The 16504-nt window shown below is 53.8% G+C and carries 15 protein-coding genes; 7 read left to right on the forward strand and 8 right to left on the reverse strand.

Annotated features, from left to right (window positions below):
* Positions 1-52 precede the first annotated feature (52 nt).
* Positions 53-1048, reverse strand: coding sequence for an acyltransferase (locus RT197_RS13605; protein WP_312951497.1), 996 nt, complete (start codon positions 1046-1048; stop codon positions 53-55).
* 191 nt (positions 1049-1239) lie between these two features.
* Between RT197_RS13605 and RT197_RS13610 the strand changes: the two genes are divergently transcribed.
* The 3 genes from RT197_RS13610 to glyS all read left to right on the forward strand — a co-directional run bounded on the left by RT197_RS13610 (position 1240) and on the right by glyS (position 4626).
* Positions 1240-1530 (forward strand): YsaB family lipoprotein, encoded by a 291-nt coding sequence (locus RT197_RS13610; RefSeq protein WP_409529697.1) that lies wholly within the window; start codon positions 1240-1242, stop codon positions 1528-1530.
* 105 nt (positions 1531-1635) lie between these two features.
* The gene (gene glyQ / locus RT197_RS13615; RefSeq protein WP_154160986.1) at positions 1636-2547 is read left to right on the forward strand and encodes a glycine--tRNA ligase subunit alpha; all 912 of its coding nucleotides are present in this window, start codon (positions 1636-1638) and stop codon (positions 2545-2547) included.
* 9 nt (positions 2548-2556) lie between these two features.
* Positions 2557-4626, forward strand: a complete 2070-nt coding sequence (glyS, locus tag RT197_RS13620) for a glycine--tRNA ligase subunit beta (protein WP_312951500.1) — start codon at positions 2557-2559, stop codon at positions 4624-4626.
* A 398-nt stretch (positions 4627-5024) separates the two neighbouring features.
* Here the strand turns inward: glyS and cspA are convergent, their stop codons facing one another.
* Together cspA and RT197_RS13630 are read right to left on the reverse strand one after the other, a co-directional pair.
* A complete protein-coding gene (cspA, locus tag RT197_RS13625) occupies positions 5025-5237 on the reverse strand; it encodes an RNA chaperone/antiterminator CspA (protein WP_049839272.1) in 213 nt (70 codons plus the stop codon).
* 275 nt (positions 5238-5512) lie between these two features.
* Positions 5513-5803, reverse strand: a complete 291-nt coding sequence (locus tag RT197_RS13630; RefSeq protein WP_312951502.1) for an HTH-type transcriptional regulator — start codon at positions 5801-5803, stop codon at positions 5513-5515.
* Between the two features lie 310 nt (positions 5804-6113).
* Between RT197_RS13630 and RT197_RS13635 the strand changes: the two genes are divergently transcribed.
* The 4 genes from RT197_RS13635 to RT197_RS13650 all read left to right on the forward strand — a co-directional run bounded on the left by RT197_RS13635 (position 6114) and on the right by RT197_RS13650 (position 11580).
* The gene (locus RT197_RS13635) at positions 6114-6824 is read left to right on the forward strand and encodes a DUF3053 domain-containing protein (RefSeq protein WP_312951504.1); all 711 of its coding nucleotides are present in this window, start codon (positions 6114-6116) and stop codon (positions 6822-6824) included.
* A gap of 361 nt (positions 6825-7185) precedes the next feature.
* Positions 7186-8826 carry a PTS transporter subunit EIIC gene (locus tag RT197_RS13640; protein WP_312951506.1) on the forward strand — a complete coding sequence of 547 codons (1641 nt, stop codon included), beginning with the start codon at positions 7186-7188 and terminating at the stop codon, positions 8824-8826.
* Positions 8826-10187: a CehA/McbA family metallohydrolase gene (locus RT197_RS13645; protein WP_312951508.1), complete on the forward strand. Its 1362-nt coding sequence runs from the start codon at positions 8826-8828 to the stop codon at positions 10185-10187. The genes RT197_RS13640 and RT197_RS13645 overlap by 1 nt, the downstream gene beginning before the upstream one ends.
* 13 nt (positions 10188-10200) lie before the next feature.
* A complete protein-coding gene (locus tag RT197_RS13650; protein WP_312951509.1) occupies positions 10201-11580 on the forward strand; it encodes a glycoside hydrolase in 1380 nt (459 codons plus the stop codon).
* A 12-nt stretch (positions 11581-11592) separates the two neighbouring features.
* Here the strand turns inward: RT197_RS13650 and RT197_RS13655 are convergent, their stop codons facing one another.
* The 5 genes from RT197_RS13655 to RT197_RS13675 all read right to left on the reverse strand — a co-directional run bounded on the left by RT197_RS13655 (position 11593) and on the right by RT197_RS13675 (position 16473).
* Positions 11593-12318: an SIS domain-containing protein gene (locus RT197_RS13655; RefSeq protein ID WP_312951636.1), complete on the reverse strand. Its 726-nt coding sequence runs from the start codon at positions 12316-12318 to the stop codon at positions 11593-11595.
* A gap of 124 nt (positions 12319-12442) precedes the next feature.
* Positions 12443-13417, reverse strand: a complete 975-nt coding sequence (ghrB, locus tag RT197_RS13660) for a glyoxylate/hydroxypyruvate reductase GhrB (protein WP_312951510.1) — start codon at positions 13415-13417, stop codon at positions 12443-12445.
* A gap of 21 nt (positions 13418-13438) precedes the next feature.
* The gene (locus RT197_RS13665; protein ID WP_312951512.1) at positions 13439-14719 is read right to left on the reverse strand and encodes an MFS transporter; all 1281 of its coding nucleotides are present in this window, start codon (positions 14717-14719) and stop codon (positions 13439-13441) included.
* Positions 14720-14781: 62 nt separating this feature from the next.
* On the reverse strand, positions 14782-15720 hold the full coding sequence (locus RT197_RS13670) for a sugar kinase (protein ID WP_312951514.1): 939 nt from the start codon (positions 15718-15720) through the stop codon (positions 14782-14784).
* Between the two features lie 3 nt (positions 15721-15723).
* The gene (locus RT197_RS13675) at positions 15724-16473 is read right to left on the reverse strand and encodes a sugar phosphate isomerase/epimerase (RefSeq protein ID WP_312951638.1); all 750 of its coding nucleotides are present in this window, start codon (positions 16471-16473) and stop codon (positions 15724-15726) included.
* Positions 16474-16504: the final 31 nt, after the last annotated feature.

Below are 16504 nucleotides of genomic sequence, written 5' to 3' on the forward strand. Positions count from 1 at the left end.
TTAATACCTCCGATCGGAAAAAACGGGCGCTGTGGCCCGTTTTTCTGACTTACTAGCTGACCAGCCTGCGCGTATCCAGCCGCTGGAGCAGTATCGAAAGCAGCAAACTTCCCGCCAGCGTTGCCATAAAAATCCACACGATATCCAGCAGCGGCCAGCTTTTCAGCTCAACGCCGCGTGTACGCAAAGCATGAATGATCAGCGCGTGAAAACCATAAATACCCAGCGAATGGCGCGAAATAATATGCAGGCCGGGAAGTGGGCGCGTATTCAGCGTATTTTTAACCAGCGTCAGCAGCGATACCGCGCACAGAAAAACCATTGGACCGCAGTAAAGATACCAGGTGTCGGCAAAGCTGCCGCGCCATTTCAGTTCGTGCAGCGTGCCGCGTGAAATAATATATACCGCCACCACAAACAGCGCCGCGCACAGCAGGGTCAGCGGTTTTTTATCAGTATCCATCATACCGATGGCGCGCCCCAGCAGGCCGTACAGGACGTAGTAAAAGGTGTCGCCATTGATATAAAGGTTCACCGGCAGCCATTCAAAACCGCCGATTTTCTGCGGGACAGTATTCGGGTTCGCCAGCACGCCCGTCACGACGATCAGCGCCAGCAGCATTTTTCCGCTCACGTTTTTCACCTGAATTAACGGCGAAACCAGATAGATGACGATAATCGCGAAGAAAAACCACAGGTGATAAAACACCGGTTTTTGCAGCAGGTAGCGCAGCGAAAGCTCGCCATTAATGGAGGTAAAAAGCCAGATATAGAGCAGCGCCACCGCGCTGTAAAACACAAGGCATAGCGCGATGCGCAGAAAGTGGCGCGGCTGCGCGCTGCGTTCACCGAAAAAGAGGTAGCCGGAGATCATAAAAAACAGCGGCACGCTGACCCGCGAGGCGGAGTTCAGAACGTTGGCAATATTCCAGTCAGGATGGCTAATGACGGCAGAGTTGGTAATGTACCAGGTTGTGGTGTGGATCATCACCACCATCAGGCAGGCAATCCCTCGCAAATTATCTATCCAGTGTATTTTTGACGACATCAGTCTCCCGGTATCCTCTTTTATGGCGGGTTTTTCGCCTTATTTTGCCTGAGACGACGATTAGAAACTTCTGAATTTGTTTTGTACAACAATTTTCCGTTTACCAGAATGCACAGGTAAAAATATCTTATACAATTATTACCACTAAAAATAACAGCTGATTAACGAGGCGGCGGTAAATGATGTTAAGAATGATGATAGCCGTGCTGCTGGGGCTGGGTTTAACAGCCTGTCAGACACCGCCTGAATCGGTACAAAAGGCGCAGACGGCCAAAGTGGGGCCAGTCCGCAGTTTGGATATGGAAACGCTCTGCAAGGATGAAGCGGCCTGGCGCTACAATACGGGTGCGCAAAAAATAAACGTCATCGGCTTTGAGAAGTTCCAGGGCAGCTATGAGATGCGCGGTTATACACCGCGAAAAGAGAGTTTTATTTGCTCTTTTGACGCAGACGGCCAGTTTTTACACCTTTCTATGCGCTAGCAGGCCAATTTTGCCTCTTCTACCCGCTTTCGTACTGTATATCTTGCAGTCAGCGGGTATACTGGTCGCTTCCTTTAAATCCACACGTATCCAGCACGAAATACTATGCAAAAGTTTGATACCAGGACCTTCCAGGGCCTGATCCTGACCTTACAGGATTACTGGGCACGCCAGGGCTGCACCATTGTTCAACCACTGGACATGGAAGTCGGCGCGGGAACTTCTCACCCGATGACCTGCCTGCGCGCACTTGGCCCGGAGCCGATGGCGACCGCCTATGTTCAGCCCTCCCGCCGTCCGACCGACGGTCGCTATGGCGAAAACCCGAACCGTTTACAGCACTATTATCAGTTCCAGGTGGTGATTAAGCCATCGCCGGATAATATCCAGGAGCTGTATCTTGGGTCGCTGAAAGAGCTGGGCATGGACCCGACTATTCATGACATTCGCTTCGTCGAAGACAACTGGGAAAACCCGACGCTGGGTGCCTGGGGTCTGGGCTGGGAAGTGTGGCTGAACGGCATGGAAGTGACGCAGTTCACCTACTTCCAGCAGGTTGGCGGTCTGGAATGTAAACCGGTTACCGGGGAAATTACCTACGGTCTGGAACGTCTGGCGATGTACATTCAGGGCGTAGACAGCGTTTATGACCTGGTCTGGAGCGACGGCCCGCTGGGTAAAACCACTTACGGTGACGTGTTCCATCAGAACGAAGTGGAGCAATCCACCTATAACTTCGAATACGCCGATGTGGATTTCCTCTTCACCTGCTTCGAGCAGTATGAAAAAGAAGCCCAGCAGTTGCTGGCGCTGGAAAACCCGCTGCCGCTGCCTGCCTATGAACGCATTCTGAAAGCCGCCCACAGCTTCAACCTGCTGGATGCGCGTAAAGCCATCTCCGTCACCGAACGTCAGCGCTATATTCTGCGCATTCGTACCCTGACCAAAGCAGTCGCAGAGGCGTATTACGCTTCCCGTGAAGCCCTCGGCTTCCCGATGTGCAACAAGAATAAATAAGAGGCGGCCATGTCTGATAAAACTTTCCTGGTGGAAATCGGCACTGAAGAGCTGCCACCAAAAGCCCTGCGCAGCCTGGCGGAATCTTTTGCTGCGAACTTTACGGCGGAGCTGGATAACGCTGGCCTCGCCCACGGCAACGTAGAGTGGTTTGCCGCGCCGCGCCGTCTGGCGCTGAAAGTGGCAAATCTTGCCGAATCCCAGGCCGATCGTGAAGTTGAAAAACGCGGTCCGGCAATTAGCCAGGCGTTTGATGCCAGCGGCAATCCGAGTAAAGCGGCAGAAGGCTGGGCGCGTGGCTGCGGGATCACCGTTGACCAGGCCGAGCGTCTGACCACTGACAAAGGCGAGTGGTTGCTGTACCGCGCGCATGTGAAGGGCGAAAGCGTTGAAGCGCTGGTACCAAACATGATCGCCACGTCGCTGGCTAAATTGCCAATCCCAAAACTGATGCGCTGGGGCGCGTCTGACGTTCACTTTGTGCGTCCGGTTCACACCGTAACTCTGCTGCTGGGCGATAAGGTCATTCCGGCAACTATTCTGGGCATTCAGTCCGATCGTGTGATTCGCGGCCATCGCTTTATGGGCGAGCCGGAATTCACCCTCGACAACGCCGATCAGTATCCTGAAATCCTGCGTCAGCGCGGCAAAGTGATTGCCGACTACGCCGAGCGTAAGGCGAAAATCAAAGCGGATGCCGAAGAAGCGGCGCGTAAGATTGGCGGTAACGCTGACTTAAGCGAAAGCCTGCTGGAAGAAGTGACCTCGCTGGTGGAATGGCCGGTCGTGCTGACCGCGAAGTTCGAAGAGAAATTCCTCGCGGTGCCCGCCGAAGCGCTGGTTTACACCATGAAAGGCGACCAGAAATACTTCCCGGTGTATGCCGATGACGGCAAACTCCTGCCGAACTTTATCTTCGTCGCCAACATTGAGTCGAAAGATCCGATTCAGATCATCTCCGGTAACGAGAAGGTGGTACGCCCGCGTCTGGCGGATGCTGAGTTCTTCTTCAATACCGACCGCAAAAAACGTCTGGAAGATAACCTGCCGCGCCTGCAAACCGTGCTGTTCCAGCAGCAACTGGGTACGCTGCGCGACAAGACCGACCGCATTCAGGCGCTGGCGGGCTGGATTGCTGAACAGATTGGCGCTGACGTTAACCACGCTACCCGCGCGGGCTTGCTGTCCAAGTGTGACCTGATGACCAACATGGTCTTCGAGTTCACCGACACTCAGGGCGTGATGGGAATGCACTACGCGCGTCATGATGGCGAAGCGGAAGATGTGGCGGTTGCGCTGAATGAACAGTATCAGCCGCGTTTCGCCGGTGACGACCTGCCGTCTAACCCGGTGGCCTGCGCCGTGGCGATTGCCGACAAGATGGACACCCTCGCGGGTATCTTCGGCATCGGCCAGCATCCGAAAGGTGATAAAGACCCGTTTGCGCTGCGTCGTGCCGCGCTCGGCGTGCTGCGCATCATCGTTGAGAAGAACCTCGCTCTGGATCTGCAAACGCTGACTGAAGAAGCGGTGCGTCTGTACGGCGACAAGCTGACCAACGCTAAAGTTGTTGATGAAGTGATCGACTTTATGCTGGGTCGCTTCCGCGCCTGGTATCAGGACGAAGGCTACAGCGTTGACACCATTCAGGCGGTGCTGGCGCGTCGTCCGACCCGTCCGGCTGATTTCGATGCCCGCATGAAGGCCGTATCGCACTTCCGCACCCTGGAAGAAGCGGCGGCGCTGGCGGCGGCGAACAAACGCGTCTCCAATATTCTGGCGAAAGCGACCGAGCCGCTGAACGATATCGTCCACGCTTCGGTACTGAAAGAAGCGGCGGAGATCAAACTGGCGGGAAATCTGGTGGTGCTGCGCGATAAGCTCCAGCCGTACTTTGCGCAAGGGCGTTATCAGGAAGCGCTGATCGAACTGGCCGCGCTGCGCGAGCCGGTGGATGAGTTCTTCGAAAACGTGATGGTCAACGCGGAAGATCGCGATGTGCGTATCAACCGCCTGACGCTGCTGTCGAAGCTGCGCGAGCTGTTCCTGCAAGTGGCGGATATCTCGCTGTTGCAGTAAATCCGCGCTTAAGAGAAAAACCCGCCACTCATTATGACGCGGGTTTTTTTATATACTGCGAACAGGAAACTGAAATTTTGCTTTGTTCAGGGCGCGTGTATCAATAAGGGAAGGCTGGAAATTTATGGATAAATTACTCTTACTGCTCATCGCCTTCTACCGGCGCCCATAAAGGCTTTCGTTGCGCTTATGGCCTGCTGCATCACACGCACGGAATACTGCTGTGATAACGCGCCTGCGGCGGATGACTGTTTGCCGTCGAATTGTTCAGATTTCTCCTGACCGGATGTCAGCTGTCCCTGCGATTTTTCGCTGGTCCGTTTATTCAGCCGCTGGAAAAAAAGATAAAAAAAATCCCCGCCGCGAGGCGAGGATTCAGATTCTTAGCTTAATTAAGCTTACAGGCTGGTTACGTTGCCAGCTGCCGGGCCTTTAGCGCCGCTTTCGATGGTGAAGGACACTTTCTGGCCTTCGTCCAGGGATTTGTAACCCTGGTTCTGGATAGCAGAGAAGTGTACGAACACATCTTTAGAACCGTCATCAGGAGTGATGAAGCCGAAGCCTTTATCAGCGTTGAACCATTTTACGATACCAGTCATTTTACCGGACATAGAGATTACCTTTAATAGATGTATGTGTGCCTTTCGGCATTGTGGCGTGCATTACAGATTTTGAAGCGTTAAAGGAAAAGCTCTCAACGAAGGGTATCAAATGGATAACTCCTGGAGGATACTGCTTAACTAACTGCTTTAGGGTCTGTATACCAAACCGTCAGACGCATTAACGCATTTACTACAGCTAAAAGCAAACTTTATTTCAACTAATTTCAATTTCTGGGCTGCACTCGCGAAAACGGTCCTGAATCAGGACCGCTATAACTGAATCATTAATCCATCAATTCTTTACTTAACATAGGATTAGAGTGGATCAGGCGCATAAGTTTTAGCTCTGTTGCTGAAGGCCTGGCCCGCTTTGACTCCCACTCTTTTACCGTTGAAACCGTTACGCCCAGCGCTTTGGCGAAATCAGCAATCTTCAGGCCCGTGCCTTTGCGTAACTGTTCGATCTCAGTGAGGGTTTTCGGCTTCTGGGGTAAAGTGATTTTTTGTGGTTTGTCTTTAAAAACAATAAGTTCAAGACTGTTCATCAATTCGATCATCGGATCGCTATATTCCATTGAGTACCCCCTGACACACTGCATGGTCGTAAATAACGTCGAGCCTTTTAAGAATAGTCGGTAAATACGCAAAAGGTACTTACCCCCGCCATTATTTGCCGGGTATTGGTCTGCGGTATGGCGCGACGGCGGGGCAACCTGTTGAAAGATCGACACATCGTTTGCCATAGTACAATTTGGCAAACCGGTAGCTATTTTTCGTCGTTATCCTGCATGAAAAGGTATCCTGCCAGGCCGTCCTGGACTATCCTTGTCAGCGTCAGACACGCTGGTGTCGGTATGCACTTTTTTAGGTGAAAGGAGTATAAAAATGGCGACAGGAAAGTCCTGCTCTCGCTGGTTTGCGTCTGTAATGGCGTTATTAATGGTAGTTAGCCTGAGTGGGTGTTTTGATAAAGAGGGCGATCAGCGCAAGGCGTTTATCGATTTCCTGCAAAATACGGCGATGCGTAACGGTGAGCATCTGCCAACGCTGACGGCCGATCAGAAAAAACAATTCGGGCCGCTGGTGAAGGATTACGCGATCCTTTACGGCTATTCCCAGCAGGTGAATCAGGCAATGGATGCAGGTCTGCGTCCGGTCGTTGACAGCGTTAATGCCATCCGCGTGCCGCAGGACTACATGACCCAGCGCGAGCCGCTGCGTCAGGCCAATGGCTCACTTGAGGTGCTGAACCAGCAACTGCAAAACGCGAAAATGCAGGCCGATTCCGCGCATGCCGGGCTACAGCAGGCTGACGATCTCAAGCCGGTATTTGACCAGGTGTACGCCAAAGTCGTTACCCGTCCTTCAGAAGCGCTTCAGCCTCTGATCCCCGCCGCGCAGGTCTTTACCCAGCAGCTGGTGCAGGTAGGCGATTTTATCGCACAGCAGGAAACGCAGGTGAGCTTCTCGGCGAACGGCATCCAGTTCCCGACTTCGCAGCAGGCCAGCCAGTACAACTCGCTGATTGGGCCGCTGGCATCACAGCATCAGGCATTTACCCAGGCCTGGAACGCTGCGGTTAGCGCCACGCAGTAAAATGATGCTCCCGCCGCATGAGGGGGAGCCATCATCAACGTCTTTCAGCAGGGACGCCGGTTATCCGCTACTCCCTGCTTATTCTCTCCCCCGAAAAAATATCCCTGAATAATTCACGCCTGCCCAACTGAAACCTGTATTCAGATTAAGGCGCTTTGTGCCTATTTATCCCGATATATTCAATTAGTTGCATCATGTTGATATAAGAACGGGCATGAAAATAGTTATCGTATTATTTTCAGAGTGAATGTGTTGGCTCCATAAATAATCAAATGTAATGAATAATGGCGACGCGGATATTTACCGTGCCGTCAGGTCAGGACGTATTCATTTGAGCAATGTTTAAATTTCAGGGATGCTTATGAAAGAAAAATTGCAAATGTACGGTAAGTCGATGCTGGTGCCTATATCGCTGGTCGCTATCGGCGGTTTGTTATTAGGCGTCGGCGGCGCGCTTACCTCAGAAACAACGGTGAATTCATTAGGACTGGAGTGGGCCAGCTATTCGCATTCAGTCTGGTATAAAATATTTACCGTTATTAAAGGCCTGGGCGACGTTATTTTCAAAAACCTCGGCATTCTTTATGCGGTCGGCGTGGCCTTTTCTTTAGCGAAAAAAGAGCAGGGATGGGCGGCGTTTTCGTCAATGGTCGCTTATCTTTCAATGCTGATGACCTTATCTATTTTGCTCAAAAATGAAGGCTTCAGCGCAGAAAATACGACCGTGGCAGGCTTTATTGCCCAGGGGCAAAACGCCATCGATGCGACTCAATCTTCCGCGCTATTCACCTCGGAATTAGGCTATTTCACCTACCGGACGGGGGTTTTTGGTGGCCTGGCCATTGGCTTCAGCATTGCCGCTATTCACGCCCGCTTTTACAATACCAAACTTCCGCTGGCGCTGGCTTTCTTTTCCGGTACTCGCACGGTGCCGATCCTTGCACTGCTGGCCGGTGGCGTTGCCGGGGCGTTTTTCTTCGTATGCTGGCCGTTTATTGGCGGAGTGCTGGGGAGTTTCGCCGGATTTGTTCACGACTCAAGGCTACTGGGCACCTTTGTTTACCGCGCGGTGAATGAAGTGCTGATCCCCTTTGGGATGCACCCGCTGATTTCCCTGCCGATCCGCTGGACGCAACTGGGCGGAACTGAAATGGTGGATGGCGTGCTGGTATCCGGCACTTCGGCGATCCAGATGGCGCAGCTCGCCTCGCCTGAGCCGGGTAAATTGCTGGTGCGTGGTTTTATGGGCGGCAATGCCATCATCAACTTTGCGATTTACCCCGGCATCGCGCTGGCGATGTATCACACTACGCGCAAAGAAAATAAGAAAAAAGTCGCCGCGCTGCTGATCTCCGTAGTCATTTCCACGATAGTATTTGGCATCACCGAACCGATCCTGTTTACCTTTCTTTTTATCGCGCCGTGGCTGTATTTCCTTATTTATGCGCCTCTGGCTGCGCTGGGCGAAGTGCTCTCCGAACTCTGCAACGTCTCTATTTACCAGGGAAATATTAAAGACTGGATACCTTTCTTGTTCCGACCGGAGAAACTGAATATCTGGCCTTTCCTGTATCTGTTCCCTGGATTCTTCATCGCCTCCTACACATTATTCAGAGTGCTAATCACCCGCTTTAATATCAAAACGCCGGGACGGGAAGACGTGAGTAGTGAGGAAGAGATTAAGCTGTACACCAAACAGGATTATAACCAGAAGGTAAATAAAAAATTAGCTGACGCGCCTGTCACGCCCGGCAATACTTTAGCCGAAGGCATCATTGCCGCGCTGGGTGGGCGCGAAAATATTGTCGAAGTCGATAACTGTATTTCAAGATTACGCATCGTGCTGGTCAATGCCGATTTGATGGCGGCCGATAAGCACTGGAAAGAAAATCTTGAGGCGATGGGAATTATCCGCGTCGGTAAGAACGGCGTACAAATCGTTTATGGACCGAACGTCTGTAGCATTGCCGTTGATGTTCGTGAACATCTGGAGACGGCATAATGCTTATTCGCCACGATTTTACCGCGCAGCCTTTTGAGGTGCTGACCACGGAATTTAACGTGCAGGATGCCAGAAGTATTAATATCCATCTGCGTGAAGGCGTGTTTGAGCATGTTTTTATGCTGGTGAAAGATCCGCAGCAGCAACTGCGTGCGTTATTGACGTGGAAAACGCGGCTTAAACATTTCACCGTGGGTGAGTCGCCAGAAACCACCTCGAATAACGCGCTGGCGGGGGCGCTTCAGGCAGGCGTCTGGACCATCACCGTTATTCGACCCACGCCATTAACCGGCTACGTTGAGTTTGAAATTGTCACCCGCAGTGCGCCATCGGAAGTGGTAATGAATTCCCCCTGCGCCGTGCTGTCCCGGCGGTGGGATAACGTGGTCGACGCGGCGGAGAAATGGTATTGCGGCGATTTACACTGCCACAGCGTTTATTCCGATGGGCGGGTGACGCTGGAAGACATCGGCGCGGCGGCGGGTCAGTTTGATTATCTGGCCGTCACCGACCATTCCGTGATCACCACCTTGCTACCACCCGGTTTTCCGCCGGTGCTACCTGCCACGGAAATCACCTTCGACAATGAAGTGCATTACAACGTTTTCGGTATTCGCCGACTCCCCGATTACAGCCGTTATTTCTTGCGCGAAGGGATAACGAAAAATCACATCCTCACCGCGCTGTTTAACGACCTGACGGCGGAAGGGGCGTTAGTGTCGATCAATCATCCGTTCTCGAAGGGAATGTCGCTGGGGCATGATTTTGATATGCGCCACATTCAGCTACTTGAAGTCATCAACGCCCCGCATCTTGCCGATCGTCCCATCGACAACGAAAAAGCGATCCGCTTTTACGATTTTTTATGGCAGCGGGGCTACCGGCTTACCGCCACCGGCGGCAGCGATGCGCATAAGCCAGATAGCCACGGCGTTTACCCGCTCGGCAAGCCAACGACGTTTATTCACTCCGGCGGCTTAAGCCTTGCGGGGCTGCTCGGCGGATTAAAAAAAGGCCGGACGATGATTGCTCATGGCGTGAATTGCCAGCTGGATATTCGCCAGGGCGAGCGGGTGGTGTATCCCGGCGACGAGGTGCAGGGCGCGGTGGCGTTTTCTGCCACCTGCGACACGGGGGCGTTGCGCTGGCGGCTGATAAAAAATACGCGCTGTCTTACTGAGCAGGTCGGTGTTCACTTCAGCGGTTCGGCTGAGCTAAAGGCCGGTGACGTGGTGCGCCTTGAAGCGCGCCTCGGCGATGAAACCGTTTTTTTCAGCACGCCGGTTCATTGTGCGCTTAGCCAGCCGGTTGAGTTTTCGTTTGCCGCATTGCTGGCGCAGTTTTTGCGGATGGATAATTAATTCAGGAGCAGTTATGAAATTAACAGTATTGGGTGGCGGCGGAGTTCGCTCCGCTTTTTTAGCAAAATCTCTGGCCTATAATGCGCACCGCATTAATTTAACTGAGGTGGTTTTTTTAGATAATTCAGCAGAGAATTTAGAACTCTTTGGCGCAATCGCCAGCCATATTTTTAATACGATTCGACCGGATATCGCCTTTAGCCTGGAAACCGACGCGGTGAAAGCGTTGAAAGGGGCGAACTATATCATCACCACTTTGCGCGTGGGCGGCGACGAAAGCCGCATCCGCGATGAGCGTATTGCCCTCGATCATAATACGCTCGGACAGGAGACGACCGGGGCGGGCGGCTTCGCCATGGCGATGCGCTCGATCCCCGCCATCCTCAATTATTGCCGCCTGATTGAAGAGCATGCCGCCAGTGATGCGATCCTCTTTAACTTCACCAATCCGTCCGGTCTGGTGACGGAAGCCATCGTCAAATCCGGTTTTAAACGCCAGGTTTACGGCATCTGCGATGCGCCGTCGGAACTGATCCGCGAGCTGCCCGCGTTGCTGGGCTGCACGGAGGAACAACTGCGGGTTGAGTGCTACGGCCTGAATCATTTTTCATGGTTCACCGGCATCACCGTGGACGGCAAGGACGTGACGGAAGCGTTGATCGCCAATCCCAAACTCTATACCCATACGTGTATGCAGTATTTTTCGCCAGAACTGGTCCGGCTGTGCGACAACCAGCTCCTGAATGAATACCTGTATTACTACTATTACCGGGAAGAAGCGCTGAACGCGATTCAGGCGTCCGGCGAAACGCGCGGCGAACAAATCGCCCGTATCAATCGCGATATGCGTGAAGCGCTGCGCACCATTGATGCGAAAGCCAATCCGCAAAAGGCTTTTGATATCTGGATGCGGCACTATCTGCGCCGTGAAAACAGCTACATGCAGAGCGAATCCCGGCAGGAGAAATTCAACACCCGCGCGGCGCTAACCCTGAAGCAGTTTATTGAGCAGCCGGACAGCGGCGGCTATGCGGGCGTGGCGCTGGATATTCTCGAAGCCGTTAACAGCAAGACCAGCAAACGCATTGTGGTTTCGCTGCCCAACAACGGTACGCTGGATTTCCTGCCGGATGATGACGTTATCGAAATTAGCTGTGACTTAAGCAAAGACGGCCTGAAACCCGTCACGCCTTCTCACGTTCCACAGGCGCAGAAGAATATGATCGCCTGTGTGAAGGACTATGAGCGTCTGGCGGTGGCGGCTATTCTCCAGCAGGATCGTAAACTTGCGGTGCGTGCGCTGATGGCGCATCCGCTGATCGCTTCGTGGACGCTGGCGGAAAAGCTGGTCGCCGCTTATCTGGACGCGCCGCAGTTTGCGCAGTGGCGGTAACGCGTCGCCTCGCTATTCGGCTGATTCTGACATCTGCTCAAACCACAGTTTGAGCAGATGTTCAAAACCCAGAATGCAGTAGCCAAAAAACGGATTCGACCAGTAAATATCATCATCGTATTTTTGCGGATCGTGAATGATGATGGCGGTATCCGATGCCTGTGCCAGCGGGCTTTGGTAATCGCCGGTAAAACAAATCAGATCGATGTTTTTATGTTCCAGCGCTTTCACCCAGCTTAAAGCAGAAGAGCTGCGCCCGGATTTGGAGATGATCCAGATCGCATCAAATTTGGCGTTGTTTTTTTGCTCAAGAATTTCATAGTCTGGCCACAGTGCGAGACTGGCATTCACCCCGGTCACCAGAAATTTATTATAAATATATTGCGCAATCAGCTGAGAGAAGCCGCTGCCGTGGATCAGAATACGTTCATGCTGAAGTCGGCTTAATAGCGAGGGCAACTTTCCGGCAGGCTGGATATTCATAAAATCGACGTCGTTGGTTACGTCCAGCTTTGGCAAGGTAATATTGAATTTAATAAAGTAAACCAGTTCCAGCCAGCCGCTGAATTTCAGTTTTTTTGCCAGCCGCACCAGCGATGAAGGGTTACTGTAGCAGCGCTCCGCCACGCTACGCACGCCGTCACGCAGGCAGGTTTCCGGGTCTGCCTGAATATAACGTAAAACGTTAATCTCGGTTTTTGACAGTCTGACGTCGCGAAAAAGATTACTGAGATCCATCATCGGCTCCTTGCGCAAGGGTCACAGACTACCAGCGGGGCGATAATGTTTCTTTGAGGGCACGGGCGTTTTGGCAAAGTTTGCAGCCGGAACCCGACAGGAATATCCGGGTCCGGCTGATTAATCAGGCTCTTACCTGCGGATTTACGCAGTTTTTATCCACCTTGCCGTTGAGCGCGTCAATCAGGTTATCCACTGCGCAGGCGGCCATGTTGTAGCGCGTTTCATGCGTGGCGGAGCCAATGTGCGGCAGGGCGACGACGTTCGGCAGTGAAAGCAGTGGCGAATCTTTTGCCAGCGGCTCCTGCTCAAAAACATCCAGACCTGCGGCGAGGATCTGGCCGGTTTTCAGCGCCTCAATCAGCGCCTGCTCGTCCACCACCGGACCGCGTCCGGCGTTAATGAAAATGGCGGACGACTTCATCTTCGCAAACTGCTTCGCGCCAATCATATGGTGCGTTTCCTCGGTCAGCGGCAGCACCACACAGACAAAATCGGCCTCTTCCAGCAGCGCGTCCAGCTCGCAATAGCGGGCGTTGAAACGCTCTTCTGCTTCAGAATGATGATGACGGGCATTGTAGAGAATCGGCATATCGAAGCCAAAATGGGCGCGCTGCGCCAGCGCAAGTCCGATGCGTCCCATCCCGACGATGCCCAGCGTTTTATGATGCACGTCAACGCCAAACCAGTCCGGGCCAATGCTTTTGGTCCATTCGCCCGCTTTCACCCGTTCAGCAACCTCCACAACCCGGCGGGCGCTGCTTAGCACCAGCGCCATCATGGTATCGGCCACGGTTTCGGTCAGCACGGTGGGCGTATGCATGAGGGCAATTTTACGGCTGTTCAGCGCATCAACGTCAAAATTGTCATACCCGACGGAAATCGTAGACGTGGCGCGAAGCGCAGGCATTTTCTCCAGCAGAGCGCTGTTCACGGTTTCGCTGGAGCCAAGCAGACCTGTGGCGCTGGCGAAGGCTTCCGCGTGCTGTTCCACGGTTTCAGGCTTCAGGTTGGCAACCTGGGTGACGGTAAAATGCTCTTCCAGGCGCTGAAATAAATTGTCAGGGAGTGCTTTGTACAGAATGACGGACGGCTTCATAAGATCTCCGTAATAGGCTGTTCAGGCGTGGCGTGCGCCAGCCGGAATCTGTTGATTATTCGCGGGCTTAACAATAAGAGTAAGCCATACTGAGGCAAAAAGTGCCACTCCCATAAATATATACGACGCTGAAGGCGAACCGGTTGAGCCGTTGAGATAGCCGACAAACCAGGAGCCGCAGAAGGAGCCGAGCGCGCCCATGCTGTTGATCAGCGCCATCGCGCCGCCCGCTACGTTGCGCGGCAGCATTTCCGGGATAATGGCGAAAAATGGCCCGTACGGGGCGTACATGGCTGCCCCGGCGATCACCAGCAGCGTGTAGGAAATCCAGAAGTGGTTGGCACCGACGGCCCAGGAGCCGATAAAAGCAAAAGCGGCAATCAGCAGTAGCGGCCAGACGAACAGTTTGCGATTTTGCAGTTTATCCGATGCCCACGACGCGAGGATCATGGCGATAGTGGCGGCCAGATACGGCACGGAAGACAGCCAGCCCACTTCCACCATCCCCAGATTTGCGCCGCCGCTGTGAATGATTGAAGGCAGCCACAGCACAAAGCCGTACACCCCGATGCTCCAGGCAAAATACTGCATACACAGCAAAATCACGTTGCGCGAGCGGAAGGCTTCGCCGTAGTTACGCACGGCTTTAATCCCCTGCTGCTCTTTCTCCAGTTGCGCTTGCAGCGCGGCTTTTTCCTCTGCCGCCAGCCAGTTCACCTGCGACGGTTTATCTTTAACCAGCACCCACCAGCAGAAAGCCCAGATAACCGCCGGAATGCCTTCGATAATAAACATTTCACGCCAGCCCAGCGCCTGGATCAGATAGCCAGACACCACCGACATCCACAGCACCGTGACCGGATTACCGAGGATCAGAAATGTATTGGCGCGTGACCGCTCGGATTTGGTAAACCAGTTGCTGATATAAATCAGCATCGCGGGCATCACCGCTGCCTCAACCACGCCGAGAATAAAGCGGATAGCGGCCAGCATCGGAATATTATTCACCATGCCGGTCAGCGAGGCGCAGGCACCCCAGAGGATCAGACAGATAAAAATCAGCTTGCGCACGCTGCGGCGTTCCGCGTAAACCGCGCCGGGGATCTGAAAGAAAAAATAGCCGAGGAAAAACAGCGCGCCGAGCAGGGAAGAGATGCCTTTGGTGATCCCTAAATCGTCGTTAATTCCCGCAGCGGAGGCAAAACTAAAATTTGCCCGGTCGAGATATGCGAGGCTGTAAGTGATAAACACGATGGGCATGATGTACCACCAGCGTTTTGTTGCGTTTGTTGCGCTTTTCATGGGCCAACCTCTGATAGTGAGAGTGTGACGGCCTCTGACGGTAGGGTACAGAGGCATAACTGTTATTGATTAAGCTGCGCGCGGGTGGGCAGACCTTCACTGTCGCCCTGAACCTGAATAGCCAGTGCGCCAATTTTATTGCCCCGCGTTACCGCCTGTTCCAGCGTTTTCCCTTCCAGCAGCGCGCTAATCACGCCGACCGCAAAGCCGTCGCCCGCGCCGACTGTATCAACCACGTTTTCTACTCTGACCGGAGGCACGCAGCCCTGCGCGCCGTCCGCTGACTTAAACCATGCTCCGTCCGCCCCGGTTTTAATCACCACCGCTTTCACGCCCTGATTAAGATAAAAATCGGCGATTGCGTGCGGATCGGTATGACCGGTCAGGATGATGCCTTCCTTCAGGCCCGGCAGTACCCAGTCGGCCTGGAACGCCAGATGATTCAGTTTTTCCACCATTTCCGCCTCGCTGGGCCAGAGCACCGGGCGCAAATTGGGATCGAAAGAAACGGTTTTCCCCTGCGCTTTCATCGCCCCAGCCGCGTAATCAAGCAGGGCATACGAGCTGGCGGAAAGCGCCGCCGCCACGCCGCTCAGATGTAAATGGCGCGCGGAGGAAAAATGCAGCGGCTGATAATCCTCCAGCGAAAGGTGGCTGGCAGCAGAGTTCTTACGAAAATACTCCACAATGGGATCGGTTCCATTTTCAGCTTTTGATTTCACCTGAAAACCCGTGGCATAGCGTCCGTCCAGCGTCACGGCGGATGAGATAATCCCTTCTTTTCTCAGGCTGTTCAGCACGAACTGGCCGAAGCTATCGTCACCGACGCGGCTCACCCAACTGACGTTAAAGCCCAGACGCGCCAGCCCGGTCGCCACGTTCAGTTCGGCACCGGCAACACGCTTGATAAAATGTTCTGCATGGCTCAAATCGCCCGTCTCACGGGCAACAAACATGGCCATCGCTTCACCTATGGTAATAACATCCAGAGAGGGATTCATCGGTTACTCCTCGCGTAATAAAGCCACGTAGCGGCGCGTCACGGCGGTTAAATCGTCGCCCTCAAGCGGAAACTCAATCCCGCGTGGGACATCGGCAGGCAGGGCGCGTAACAGATCCCGCCAGCGCGTACCGCCCTGATCCGGCGGCACGGCGCGATAGCCATGGTCATGCGGCGCGGCGGCCTTTACGTGGATATAGCTGACAAAAGGGGCCAGATGGCGCGCGGCGTTTTCCGGGGAGGCATCCACCCACAGCCAGTTACCCATATCAAACGTCAGCGTGACCGGCAGGCGCTGTACCTGGCAGGCGGCGCTGAAGCGCTGCATGGGCGGAAGCTGTCCGCATGAGGTCTGATCGTTTTCAACCACCAGCCGCACGCCGCTTGCCGCCAGCCATTCACGCAGAACGTCCAGCGTCTGAGCATCGCTAAAATGCCCCAGCGACACTTTCAGCCACAGCGCGTTCAGGGTCTGCGCTTCGTCCAGCAGCCCCGGCAGTGCAGGGTTAAGCGTACCGTCGGCAAGACAAAGGGGGTCGGGGGCGGAATAGCAGGCCAGCAGATGATGTTCTGCGAGGGCGACAGCCAGCGCGGGCAGACGGGCCAGCTCCTGTTCGTTAAACATTTCGCGGCGGATCTCAATGCCGTCGGCACCGGCGGCGGCGGCAACCGGCAGCATGGCAATTTGCCCACCCGCCGCGCGAACCCGGTCATGACCCCAGGCGGCAGAAACAACGAAAATTTTCCGGTTCATCATTCACTCCAGCACAACATCTTACTTATTA

Source organism: Superficieibacter sp. (assembly GCF_032071645.1).
GTDB lineage: Bacteria > Pseudomonadota > Gammaproteobacteria > Enterobacterales > Enterobacteriaceae > Superficieibacter.